Genomic DNA, 13,237 nt, shown 5'->3' with positions numbered 1-13,237 from the left:
ACATTGGCCCGGCCTTGCTTGAGACCCAATACCCGGCCACTTAGCTTTTTTGAATTACTAAGACTATAAAAATAATGAATATAAATCTATTGTTCATACGAATTATTATGCGTGCGACAATTATGCTCTGCCTATTAGGGACAACCGTAGGCCAACTCCTATTGGCCGGCCCGCTGATGGGTCAAATCCATCAACGAAAAATTAATTTTACAGCAGCCGATATGACGCTCTATGCAGCCATCAAGAAGCTCGAAAAAGAGCAAAATCTGGATATTGCATTTGATGACAGGCTCTTGGAACTTTCGTCCAAAACGGTGGCCAATAAATCCTTCAAAACGACTTCCATCGAACACGTACTTCAAAACCTATTTGCCGGTACAACTGTGGTCTTCGAAGAAAAAGACAATGGCACCATCATCCTGAAAAAAGCACAACGACCGGGTGTGCTTACGGGTGTTGTATTGGATGAGAACGGGGAGCCTTTGCCTTCAGCAACAGTGCGAATAACGGAGCTGAACAGAACTACCAACACTAACAACGATGGTCGATTTACGTTTTCGGTACGCCCGGGCTCTTACACCGTCACCGCGAGCTACATTTCGTTTGAAACGACGAGCAAAAACCAGGTTCTCGTACAGGAGGGTGAAACCATGACTTTAAGTTTTCAATTAGTGCCAGCGATGGATGAAGTAGCTGAGGTGGTTGTGACCGCGCTAGGCATCTCACGCCAGCAAAAGTCGCTAGGCTATGCCGCTACCGAACTAAAAGGAGATAAAATCACCGAAACCATGCCTAACAATTGGACAGAAGCGCTGTCAGGACGCGTTGCTGGTGTTAATCTCGTGCGCTCGGGAGCAGGACCTGCGGGATCTAACAAAATTATCCTCCGCGGCGAAAACAACTTAACAGGCGACAACCAAGCGTTGATCATTGTAGACGGCGTAGTTATTAACAACAGTAGCGGCAACCAGGTAGGCCAAGGTCATGGCGCCTATTTGGGAGGCGACTCACCCGTGGATTTTGGAACAGGGATCAACGATATCAATCCCGAAGACATTGCGTCCCTTACGGTGCTAAAAGGTGCCAATGCAACGGCTCTCTATGGACAGCGTGGTGCTAATGGCGCAATTGTCATCACCACAAAATCCGGACAAATCAACAAAGGTATCGGTGTCACGGTATCTTCCAATGCGGTGATCGAATCCGTATCCCGGTGGCCGGATTACCAGTATGAATATGGACAAGGGACTGAGGGCGTTCGCTATTATTCCTTTAACGACGGGATAGATGGGCCAAGTACCCGCAGCACAAGCTCTGCTTGGGGACCAAAATTTGATGGTCAATCCTATTTCCAATATGACCCTGTCACACAAACCCGCGCCACACAACGCACCCTTTGGGAAGCATTCCCCGGTGAGCGTAAAAAGTTTTTCGAAACAGGAACTACATTCACCAATTCCATTAGCTTGGATGGAGGAAATGCACGTACGCAAGTACGTTTCTCTTTTACGGATCTACGGAATAAATGGATCATCCCAAATACTGGGTACGAACGAAACAACGTATCATTAACTGCAGCCCATCAGGTCACAGATAAACTACGTATCCAGACCCGCATCAATTACCGACAGAACCGTAGTGACAACCTGCCAACATCGGGATACAATAACCAATCGTTTATGTATTGGAATGCATTTTGGCAACCCAATGCGCAGCTAAGCTGGTTGGAAGATTATTGGAGACATGGATCGGAAGGTCTCGTGCAAAACTACCCGTACAGCAGTCTGGTCGACAACCCTTATCTGATCGCCTATGAAATGCTCAACAAGAACAAGCGACATGGCCTCACCGGTAATATTGAAGCTACGTATAAGTTCTCGGACGAATGGGATGTTTTGGTGCGTACCACCATGGACTTAAACGCCGAAAGACGCAGCCAACAGCGACCATACGACACCGAAAAATTCAAAAAAGGAATGTTTCGTACCCAAGCCATCAACAATACGGAGACCAATTCCGAATTGATGCTGACGTATAAGAAGGATATTAACGATGACTTGAAAATAAGAATCACCGGTGGCGGTAGCTCACTACGCAATGAAAATGCGCTAGAGCGCAATTCTGCCGATTCACTCGCTTATCCGGGCATCTTCAACATGGGTAACCCTGCAGGTATCATCGTAAGCACACCATTTCGCAGTGAACTCGTACTCAACAGTGTGTATGCATTTGGTACGGTGGCATTCCGCGATTACTTATTTGCCGATCTATCGTTTCGTACCGACTGGAACAGTGCCTTAGCTTCGCCCACCAACAAAGGCAAACCTTTTAGCTACCCGTCTGTCAATTTGAGTTACGTACTTTCCGACATGGTCAATTTGCCTGCGCAGTTCTCCATGGTAAAGTTCCGCGGATCTATCGCCGAAGTCGGTAGCGGCTCGATGGTCCCCTATCGTACCTCATACACCTATAATGTAGACCCTACCTTTCCGGGAGGAAGATCAAACCCTACCTCGCTTCCTAATCTACAGTTGCAGCCGCTTAAGACCGTCAGCTATGAGCTCGGAACAGACCTTAACTTGTTCAGAAATAGGTTTACGTTGAATGCGACCTACTATACCGCAACAACCACCAATCAGCATTTGGTAGCTGTAATCGACCGCGCCTCCGGCGCGAATAACGTATTGATTAATGCGGGAGGTATTCGTAACAGTGGATTTGAATTAGAAGCGTCCATTATCCCAATTCAAAAGAAAGATGGCCTCATCTGGACCATCAGTCCCACCTTTAGTACCAATAAGAATAAGGTTTTGGAACTCACGGACAACCAACAAGAAATGATCTTACAAAACGGACCCGGAAGTCGCGGTATGATGGTGGCTCGCGTGGGTGGTCGTATGGATGAGTTGTGGGGTCGCGGTTATCAACGTGCACCGGATGGACAGATCATCTATGAAAATGGTATTCCTCAATTAACCGATTCGGTACAATACATCGGCCAAGCCAACCCTGCTTTTCGCTTAGGTCTGTACAACGAATTTCGTTATAAGCAATTCCGTGTTGGATTTTTGTTCGATGCACAGTTTGGTGCAGTTGGCTATTCGTTAACCGCCGCTGTCAATAGTGAGCAGGGTAAAACAACCAATACGCTACCGGGACGTTACAACGGGATTATCGGCAACGGTGTTATCGAAAATGCAGATGGTAGCCACAGACCAAACGATGTGATTGCCACCAATGTATGGGATTATTATAATGCACACCTAGGCCGCGACAATGTCGAGGGAACAAGTTATTCGACCGACTTCCTAAAATTCAGAGAATTCCGCATCGATTACAGTTTGAAGCCCGCGACACTAGCCAAGCTAGGATTACAGCGTGCCACGATAGGCGCATTCGGACGCGATCTCTTTATCTGGTCAAGCTGGCCGGCCTTCGATCCTGAGTTTGGTACCCTTGGCAATGGCGACATCACCCGTGGCTTTGAGCTTGGGCAATTCCCGACCACGCGAACTTTTGGCGTCAACCTAGTTATTGGCCTTTAATATCATCCTAACAATGAAAAATCTTAAAACAATACTATTTCTAGGAGTCGTTTGCTCGGCTATCTTTACCTCGTGCAACACCGATTTTCAAGAAATCAACACCAATCCAAATACGAGCCCGCGAGTGCAACCCGAGAACCTTCTCGCTCCTGCTTTAACGAAATCGGTGAGTGCCAACATGAGCCGTAGCCAGCGTATCACCAACGAGCTAATGCAGGTGACAGTGAATATGGGTGACGGGGACGGACGCATATTTAGGTACGATATCCGCACCAACGAAGCAGATCATATGTGGAATAACCTCTATGTGCAACTGCGCAACTTTCGTGATATCTATGAGTATGCAGATGAGCTCAATCAACCGGAATACAAAGCGATAGCGCAGATTTCAGAAGTATGGCTATTTTCCATCCTGACGGATATCTATGGCGACATCCCCTATTCCCAAGCGTTGTTAGGCCGTGATTCAAACTACGTACAACCCGCATTCGACAGGCAGGAAGCGATCTATGTATCGCTCTTTGAGAAGCTGGAAGAGGCCAATACCTTGCTGAATGGTCTAAGTTTTGAAAAAAGAATAAATGCAGATGCAGATCCCGTTTTTAATGGGCACATGTACAAATGGCGCCTTTTTGGAAATTCCCTGTACCTACGATTGGCGCTGCGCCTAGCGCATAAAACAGAACTCAATACTGCTGCTATCATCAAAAAAATCGTCGAAGACGATCCCATCCGATACCCTATTATGCAAAGTAATGATGACTCTGCTATCTTAATGTGGACGGGTATATCACCCTACGTATCCCCTTTCGCTACTTGGCGAAATGCCGATTGGTATGGCCCAAGATCAGCCAGCTTCTTTATCGACAAACTCAATGAGCGCAGTGATCCACGCATCGTAACTTGGGCATCACTCGCCAATGGAGATTATTTTGGCGTACCAAGTGGATACCCGATCGGCCAGCCTCCGGTACAAGGGTCTGCGTTAAGCACTGGCCTAATGTCCCATCCCTTGTTGGGCAACATCTTGAATTACGGCGAACTACAGTTCATCTTAGCAGAAGCAGCTATTAAAGGATACATTTCCACTGGCTCAGCCCGAGAATACTACGAGCGCGGTACTATAGCCGGAATCCAACTATGGGGACACCAAGTACCCTCGTTCTACCTATCCACCGAGCTGACTAGCTGGGATGATAGTTTCGATGAGTTTCAGAAAATGGAGCTTATCCATTTGCAAAAATACTATGCACTGTTCTTTACAGATATGCAATCTTGGTTTGAATACCGCCGTACGGGTCACCCCGTGCTCCCAATTGGATCGGGACATCTTAACGGGGGAAAAATGCCCGTACGACTCAATTACCCGGTATACGTGCAAAATGCCAACCGAGCAAATTACCAACAAGCAGTAGCCGCGCAAGGGCCGGATAATATCAATACACCGGTATGGTGGCAGAAACCCTAATCGAATACGCACTAATAATCCAACTTAGAAAATGAAAAAGTTAAGCTATAGCATTCTATTCATCGCACTGGGATTGATCACGGTATTTACCGCCTGCGAAAACAGGGATCATATATTGGGGACACTTAGCCCCTATATCACCATCCAAGATCTCCGCGCCGTTCATAAAGGCAATGACGTGGAGGTTACTGTTGAATCTGTGAATGAAGCACAATGGACCACCGGTGTGGTGATATCGGATGTACAATCGGGCAATGTTCCCGAAGGCATGCTAATTGTACAACAGCTGCAACGAGGCAATAAATTGCACGGCATCGCGCTAAAGGTCGGCGACGGTGTCACAGATTACCGCATTGGCGACTCCCTACGCATTAACATCAGTGGCAAGACGCTACGCCGCGAAACATTCTTGTACCTAGACGGACTACGCACAGGCGACCTTGAAGTAGTCGCCCATGTGCCGACCGTAGCGATCAGACAAGTATCTGCATCGGCGATCAACCAACGTCCGCATGAATACGAAGGCACATTTGTGCAGATCGGTGGCGCAGAAGTAGTTCCTACCCCAGTGGGAGGAGACAGCTTCGTGGGCGCAAAGAAAATAATCAACGGCGCGGATACTCTTGTAATCCGAACATTGCCTACGGCAAACTATGCCACACTGCCTGTACCACGCAATCTGAATGTAAAAGGTATATTGTTAGGCGATGCAGATGGATTGATGGCGGTATGGCCATTTTCAGAAGCACATATCGAAGATACTTCTGATCCGGTCATTCCGGGAGACCTTGGTGATATGCCATTGATCTTTACAGGGTACTGCCCAGATCCAGAAGGTGGTGATGGCAACTATGAGTATATTCAATTGATGGCCAATGCCGATATCAACTTTGCTGAAATTCCTTTTGCGGTGGTCACGACCAACAATGCCGGAGCAAACCAACCCAATGCCGGTGCCGCACCGGGCGCAGGATGGTCTACCGGTGGTGCGCGTACCCTAAAATTCAATTTGACAGAAGGATCGGTCAAGAAAGGGGAATTCTTTTATGTCGGTGGACATCAAAAACGCATTAGTGGTGCAAACTCCACAACATTAGCTGAGTTAAATTGGGTGCGGGCTATTCCGTACACTTCTTCTGGGGGTGATGGATTGGGGGATGCCAATGCAAACATCTTGGCGAATAGCGGTAATGCAAGTGGTATGGCGCTATTTGTAGGCACCAATATCAACGAAGCTTCGGTACCACTAGATGTAGTGATGTTTGGAGGCTTAGGTACGGCCACCGTCATTGACTCGGTCGCAAATCTTGGATACCGAATCCCGAACAATGATCATTACAATCGTTTTCATCCCGAGACTTTGGCGCCACAGCCATTCTTCTCTATGGGCAGCAATCAATATCGCGTTCCACACTTTGTACCGGCTAATGTTGGTTTCTTCATCAAGCTCGGCGGTGTATTCAATGCCACCACCCGTACTTGGGAGGTAGCGAGAAGCTATTACCCACAGCCGCTAAGCAAACAGGCACCTGCCAGTGTACTATCTACCGGAACAGGCGTGACCCAACAAGTGGATTAAAATAAAATGGAGCGTGTCTAACTAGTCCATTATCATCGTCATCGCGAGGCGGAAGAATGACAACGAAGCGATCTTAAACTATACCAATATAGATCGCTCTGTCTTAACCTCCTCGCGCTGACGTTTTTTTTTGAGCATGCATCGTTTTTAGATACAATCATAATACGATAACAACGCACATGAATAAACCAAACTTTCCCGCGAACTACCGCACATTCAGCCGGGTCTTGAGCCTTCTTGTTCTACTGACGCTATTGGCCAACTCCTGTAGCAAGAACAAGCTCGAGCCGATTAATGAGGAGATATCGACAGAAGAAAACCCTAATGGCATTGATTTTAAGGCCTCGATTGCGGCAGTATGGGATATTGAGCGTGGCAAAGCGATATCCCTTCCGGGCACAGGCTACCAGCAGGGAGACATCTTGCAATTGGAGCCCGTAGAACAAGGGCAACAAAGTGTAACGGTGGCTATTTTAGATGGCCGGGTCACCTTCCCCACCGACTTAAAACCAATCAATTACCGCTTAAGCGTCCTGCGCGGCAACACACCCTATCCCATAGGTAGCGCGCAGTTCAACTATGTGCTTCGTGCAGACATTCCAAACCAAGATGGGAAAAATATTAAGGGCATCGTCCATATTGCTGGGCAAGGGCTTGCTAATGTGGTGGTTTCTGATGGGTACGACGTAACTGTCACTGACGCACAGGGCGTATACTACCTTAGCTCAACCAAGCGGACTGGATATGTTTTCATTTCGATTCCCGCAAACCACGAAGTAACCGAAACGGTAAATCAGGCTCCAAAATTCTATCAATTTGTAATGTCTAATCCCGAAATAATCGACACCCGCGACTTTGAATTAAAAGCCATGAACAATGAAAATCATGTGATCTTGGCACTGGCCGATATGCATCTTGCGAACAGAAACAGCGATTTGAGTCAATTTCAAAGTGGTTTTATGTCAGATGTCAATCAGCAGATCGCTCGCCTGAAATCGGAAGGAAAACAGGTCTATGCTTTGACTTTAGGTGATCAGACTTGGGAAACTTACTGGTACAGCAATAGTTTTATGCTTCCTGAGTATGTCCAGCAGATGAGCAACCTACAGGCTCCTGTATTCAATACGATCGGCAACCACGATAATGATCCTTATTTTTCTAACGATTGGATGGCCGAAAACGCCTACCGGAGAATTCTCGGCCCAACCTACTACTCATTCAATCTCGGGAAGGTACATTATGTCGTACTCGATAATATCGAGTACATCAATGATGGAGGCACATTCGGCACGGTTGGAAGCCGAAATTACAACGCCAAAATCACGGAAAACCAATTGGAGTGGCTCGCTAAAGATCTTGCATCGGTATCCACCACCACACCTATTGTTCTCTCGACACACATCCAATTGCACCATGCTCCTACGGAGCAGGGCAACACGCCCAACTTCCGCACCAGCAATGCGCAGCAGCTCATTTCCTTGCTCGATCGGTACGATGAAGTGCACGTTCTTACTGGCCATACGCATGTAAACTACCGCGTACTACGCAATGATAAATTGATGGAGCATAACATCGCCGCGCTGTCGGGAACTTGGTGGTGGACCGGCCGGCCGGGCTATTCCGACAATCACATTGCGCCTGATGGTAGTCCGGGTGGGTATGGCATATGGGAGATGAACGGTAGCGATATCGCCTGGAAATACAAGTCCATCGGCTATGCGCCCGAATACCAATTCCGCTCGTATGACCTGAATGAAGTGCAAATTACGGCAGCCACACATGCGCCAGCCGCCAATGCCACATTTCGTGCCTTGGTACCCCAATATGCCGCCAACTTTGCCAATGCCAATAAAAACAATGAGGTATTGATCAATGTGTGGGGTTACGATCCCAAGTGGACCGTGTCGGTCACGGAGAATGGCAGATCTCTAGCCGTACAACGGGTTTCTTCGTATGATCCCCTTCAGATTATTTCTTATGCTATGCGTCGCCTCAATGTGAATGCAACACCGACCTTCGATGCGGCAAATACCTCACACATGTTTAAAGTAAAGACTTCAGCAGCGAATACCACTTTGCAAATCAAGGTCACCGATCGGTTTGGCAACACATATAGCGAATCCATGGAACGGCCAAAAACATTTACCTATTCGATGCGATAGCCGAATGACAGGAAGCTGCGGGTTACGCGCCAATAGCTTCTGTCATTTCTACATTTTTCATAATTGGGTTTGATAAACGGTGATTAATTTTAGAAGAGGTTATAGTTTGAATTAGCATGCAAAAAGAACTTTAATCTATTTGTACCCTCTTCGCTGGAATTTCAACAAAACATTCATGAATCACGATCGAAAGCTTGAAAGGAGGAATGAATACAAGCTATTATAAATCTACACAAATAACTATAGCTGTTTTTAGGGAAGATTACAATATAAATTTCTTAAAAAAACAGTGAAGCCTTACCATTACAGGTTATGTGGGGGTTATATGATCTTGTAAAATAATGCCAATTAATTATTGCTATGTGATAAATCATGTAACCTGTTTTTCGGTAGCGTCAACGACAGCTTAGTTTGATTTAATCGGTCTTTCGATATCAATTAATTCTACCCTTTTTCCCATTTTTTTCTGAATAACCTCAAAATGCTGTAGTTCATGTTGCGTTAGCAGTGCGATTGCTTCTCCATGTTGCTCTGCTCGACCAGTCCGTCCGATGCGGTGAATATAATCTTTTGGAGACCGAGGCAATTCATAATTGATGACGAAGGGAAGGAAGTTGATATCTATTCCTCTAGCCATTAAGTCGGTTGCAACCAACACTCTTAGATTTCCAGATTTGAACTGAGCCAATGATTCCGTTCTAGCACCTTGGCTTTTCTTGCTGTGGATCGCTTTTGCATCAATACCATTCTTTTTCAATTTGTTAACGATGGCGTCAACCTGATAAACTGAAGAAGCAAAAACCAATACCTGGTTCATTTCTTTTTGCTGAATAAGCTGGCGCAAATAGGGGCCTTTTTTCTCAGACGGCATAAGATAGGCCGTTTGTTTAATCAGTTCTAAAGAATCTTTATCCTCCTCAATCTTAATTACTGTTGGATTAGACAATACTATCTGCTGGATGCTTTGTAAATCAGAACTTAGGGTAGCAGACAAAAGTATATTTTGTCGCTTCGCCGGTAGATAGTTTAAAATCTTATTCATTTGATCTTTAAATCCTAGATTCAACATTTTATCGGCCTCGTCCAACACCAAAGTAGTAATACTAGAAAGATGTACTGCATTGTTGTCCAAAAGTTCTAAAAGCCTGCCCGGTGTAGCAATAAGTACATTTACACCCTGCATACCCTTCATCTGCGGATTAATAGAAACGCCCCCGTAAACCGCAACGGTTTTTACTGGATGTGCTAAGGCTGAGCTAAAGATTTTAAATACCGTATTCACCTGCTCAGCCAGTTCTCTAGTAGGTACCAATATCAGCATATTCGCATGACGATTCTTTACATCCAGATTTCCCTCCAGATTCATCAAGAGTGGTAATACATAAGAAATGGTCTTTCCAGATCCTGTTTTGGCGATCCCAAGAACATCTTCTTTATTTAAGATGGCAGGAATAGCAGTTTCCTGGATCTTAGTGGGATGGGTGTATTGCTGATGCGCCAATAATTTTAATAGCGCAGGTGACAAACCTAAAGATTCGAAAGACATATGGTTTTTTATAAAAAATATAAATAATTAGGATCGATGTAGGCAAATCAGATATCTTGAAGAAAATATCCAATAAACCAAACCGTATAAGATAGCTATTGTATTTCATCAGCGTGCTGATCCATAAGAACAAAAATCCCTGCAAATATAAGCAATCTAATGACCAACACGTTTTCGAAGTGTGGGATCCATCACTCGGATATCATGGCTAAACTTAGCAACTTTTAAAGAGGTAATTTTGGAGTAATTAGTCTTTGCTGTACGGGGGCACTTAATGCCTGCATAAAGGATATTATAGCCTCCACTTCTTCAGAGGATAGATCTAATTTTTTTAATAATGGAGAAGGTATTGGACGTAGGTTTTCATCGACCACCACCCGACGCTGTATGGGTGCTGGATTGCCAAGATTATATAACTCCACCACATCGCGTAATGTTGGGAAGTTGCCGTGGTGCATCCAAGGACCTGTTAGCGTTACATTGCGCAACGATGGTGTACGAAATGCGCCCACATCTTCCTGTTTGCCTGATACATAATAATGTCCGAGATCTTCCTGTCGGGTACCATATAAGGCTTGCCCATCATTATGAAATTGATTATCTGAAAACAAAGGCGTATTGTGGCAATTGATACAACGGGCTTTGGTACGAAATAGATTTAAACCCAACAATTCTTGATCATTAAGCGCTTCCTTATTTCCGCCGATGAAGCGATCAAAACGGGTTGGATAACTCGTGATGGTACGCAAATACGTGGCTAATGCCCGCTGCACACGGAGTATGCTCACCTCTTCATTACCATAAGCCTTCAGAAAATAAGCGCGATAACCTTTAATCTCGTCAATATGCTGTAGCATAGAATCCAGGTTCATATTCATCTCCACATGATCCTGAATCGGCATCAAGACTTGCTCTTCTAAAGAAGTCGCACGGCCATCCCACATCCAAGAAGTATAATGGCCTACATTGTATAAAGTCATTGCATTGCGCTTGCCGACTTGGCGATCATGTCCATGCGCCAAACTCTTACCATCGCCAAATCCCAGCTGCGGATCGTGGCAGCTCGCGCAAGAAATCTGCTTGGAAGCGGACAATCGTCTATCAAAGAATAAAAGCTTCCCCAATTGGGACTTGGCCTCTGTAAATGGATTATCAATCGGATATCTTACTTTGCCCAAAACGCCAATATCTGCGAAATTAGGCTTCACGCTTTCATCAATATGCGGCAAAGGCCATTGGTTGACATCTCCACTACTATATAGCTCGCGTAATTGTGCTAATGTATATTCTGGTTCAGAGAAAAAGCTAGAAAGTACCACCGCTGCCGGTGCCAGTGATAACAACAACAAAATGACGATAAAGCGTTTATTCAAACTCCACATCACATCAAAAATTTAAAAACCGTAAGCCAAGCTTAGGGCAAAATAGTTCCTTTTGGAGCCCGGCAAGGTAGCCGTCTGCCTGCCCAAATCAGGCAAATCACTTGCCGATATCGTTTGCCAAGTGGCTAGCAGGCGTACAAAATCTTTACGTTTCAAGTGTTGTCTAAAACCTAATTCCACCCGTGCACCTTGTGTATTCGCTTGATAGTATGTGACATCGTGAAAATACACGTATCGGTGAAACATGTTTTCATTGATTTCGGGCACCGACCAATTCATGCTAAGCGGTTTGCCCGCTAAACCCATCAAACTGAGATGTACGTGTTGATTCTTCCGAGTGATGTAGGTGGCCATAGCAGATAGCGAGCCATCCAATCGCGAATAATCCAATAGTGTACCGCTACCGCCATCCTGTCTCGTTTCCGAAGTCATATCCGCGCTTCCTTCGAAATGAAATTGCCATTTTCGAGCATAATAGGTGTGCGCTAACTTGGCACGATGTGTATCGTACTGGTAGACCAAATTGTTAATTCCGTTTGCTTGAAATACCACCTTATCCTTTCCGCTACGCATAGTCGAACTCAACTGTACTAAATAGGCACGTTTCTCGCGTTTTAGCTGCCACATCAAATCGGCACCGATATCACCTATGGCATATTCATTCAGCACATTGTTGCGCGACTCGTTGCGTAACACTTGCTGATACACCTGCTGCTCCTGCTTATAATGTGCGGTGGCGTAGAACTTCCCTATTTCGGTATTATAAGAAATATAGGCCTGCGAACCATAGCGGTTCATGTCATTCTGGTAATGAATTCCACGCGCAAGCAACCAATCATTGGTCTGCCATCCGTAGCCAATCACTGCATAATTGAGATAAGGCGTCACCGCCGGACTCAACACATAATTTTCATTTTTGAAGGCTACTTCAAAACTTTCTTGTCCATATCCATAGCGCGCTTCCAACCCGATTTCTAGATCGGCACCCAACTTGCGGCTCACACCCAATTGTCCATTTACCTGAATCACATCGATACTACCTCGAGGATCATTATTACTGAAATGATCTCCGATGCGATAATCCAATCCGCCGAACACCGACCACTCCTTAAAATAGCGTTGACCACGCGCCTGTATCGTGTAATTGGTGCGCACGTAGTGATTGTTGCCATACGAGGCAAAGTAAAACGGTGCCGAAGGATTTTGTCGGGTTTGATGACCAAAACGCGTGCTGTCTTCCAACGTGCGGTTGTAGGCAAATCGACCCCAGAGTCGTACATCTTTCAGGGTGATACTACCTTCCGAATTCACATTGGTGCTGCGCACCTTTCCAGCGTCTTGCGCTAATCGATAATCGCCCTGACTCCCACTATATTGCGCATGCAAGAGCGTATATCGGTTTTCGACCGATTCGTGCAGCCACATCGGATGGTCTACGGCAAAATAACGGATTTGCCGCTGAATGGTATCCAGCGTATTACTTTCCTGTGCCAGCGTAATCTGACACAAGAAAGTAAAACAAACCCATAAAATATATTTATTGGTTTGCTGCATG

7 protein-coding genes are annotated in these 13,237 nt (G+C 45.7%); 4 read left to right on the top strand and 3 right to left on the bottom strand.

Annotation, left to right across the window (positions count from 1 at the left end; genetic code table 11):
- Window positions 1–107: 107 nt before the first annotated feature.
- The 4 genes from M8998_RS01555 to M8998_RS01540 all read left to right on the top strand — a co-directional run bounded on the left by M8998_RS01555 (window position 108) and on the right by M8998_RS01540 (window position 8,754).
- Complete coding sequence (locus M8998_RS01555) at window positions 108–3,545, top strand: SusC/RagA family TonB-linked outer membrane protein (RefSeq protein ID WP_249990234.1); 3,438 nt, start codon at window positions 108–110, stop codon at window positions 3,543–3,545.
- 13 nt (window positions 3,546–3,558) lie between these two features.
- The gene (locus M8998_RS01550; protein WP_249990233.1) at window positions 3,559–5,013 is read left to right on the top strand and encodes a SusD/RagB family nutrient-binding outer membrane lipoprotein; all 1,455 of its coding nucleotides are present in this window, start codon (window positions 3,559–3,561) and stop codon (window positions 5,011–5,013) included.
- Window positions 5,014–5,044: 31 nt separating this feature from the next.
- Complete coding sequence (locus tag M8998_RS01545) at window positions 5,045–6,592, top strand: DUF5689 domain-containing protein (RefSeq protein ID WP_249990231.1); 1,548 nt, start codon at window positions 5,045–5,047, stop codon at window positions 6,590–6,592.
- A 179-nt stretch (window positions 6,593–6,771) separates the two neighbouring features.
- Window positions 6,772–8,754 (top strand): calcineurin-like phosphoesterase C-terminal domain-containing protein, encoded by a 1,983-nt coding sequence (locus M8998_RS01540; RefSeq protein ID WP_249990229.1) that lies wholly within the window; start codon window positions 6,772–6,774, stop codon window positions 8,752–8,754.
- 406 nt (window positions 8,755–9,160) lie between these two features.
- Here M8998_RS01540 and M8998_RS01535 read toward each other — a convergent pair whose 3' ends face one another.
- The 3 genes from M8998_RS01535 to M8998_RS01525 form a co-directional block, all read right to left on the bottom strand.
- A complete protein-coding gene (locus tag M8998_RS01535; RefSeq protein WP_249990227.1) occupies window positions 9,161–10,300 on the bottom strand; it encodes a DEAD/DEAH box helicase in 1,140 nt (379 codons plus the stop codon).
- A 224-nt stretch (window positions 10,301–10,524) separates the two neighbouring features.
- Window positions 10,525–11,682, bottom strand: coding sequence for a cytochrome-c peroxidase (locus M8998_RS01530; protein ID WP_249990225.1), 1,158 nt, complete (start codon window positions 11,680–11,682; stop codon window positions 10,525–10,527).
- A 12-nt stretch (window positions 11,683–11,694) separates the two neighbouring features.
- Window positions 11,695–13,236: a DUF6850 family outer membrane beta-barrel protein gene (locus M8998_RS01525; RefSeq protein ID WP_249990224.1), complete on the bottom strand. Its 1,542-nt coding sequence runs from the start codon at window positions 13,234–13,236 to the stop codon at window positions 11,695–11,697.
- Window position 13,237: the final 1 nt, after the last annotated feature.

The organism is Sphingobacterium sp. lm-10 (assembly GCF_023554555.1).
GTDB lineage: Bacteria > Bacteroidota > Bacteroidia > Sphingobacteriales > Sphingobacteriaceae > Sphingobacterium.
This window is presented reverse-complemented; position numbering and strand designations above follow the sequence as displayed.

Excerpts from the sequence above, each read along its gene's own strand:
- M8998_RS01555 (WP_249990234.1), top strand. The coding sequence starts at position 108 with ATGCGTGCGACAATTATGCTCTGCCTATTAGGGACAACCGTAGGCCAA.
- M8998_RS01550 (WP_249990233.1), top strand. The coding sequence starts at position 3,559 with ATGAAAAATCTTAAAACAATACTATTTCTAGGAGTCGTTTGCTCGGCT.
- M8998_RS01545 (WP_249990231.1), top strand. The coding sequence starts at position 5,045 with ATGAAAAAGTTAAGCTATAGCATTCTATTCATCGCACTGGGATTGATC.
- M8998_RS01540 (WP_249990229.1), top strand. The coding sequence starts at position 6,772 with ATGAATAAACCAAACTTTCCCGCGAACTACCGCACATTCAGCCGGGTC.
- M8998_RS01535 (WP_249990227.1), bottom strand. The coding sequence starts at position 10,300 with ATGTCTTTCGAATCTTTAGGTTTGTCACCTGCGCTATTAAAATTATTG.
- M8998_RS01530 (WP_249990225.1), bottom strand. The coding sequence starts at position 11,682 with ATGTGGAGTTTGAATAAACGCTTTATCGTCATTTTGTTGTTGTTATCA.
- M8998_RS01525 (WP_249990224.1), bottom strand. The coding sequence starts at position 13,236 with ATGCAGCAAACCAATAAATATATTTTATGGGTTTGTTTTACTTTCTTG.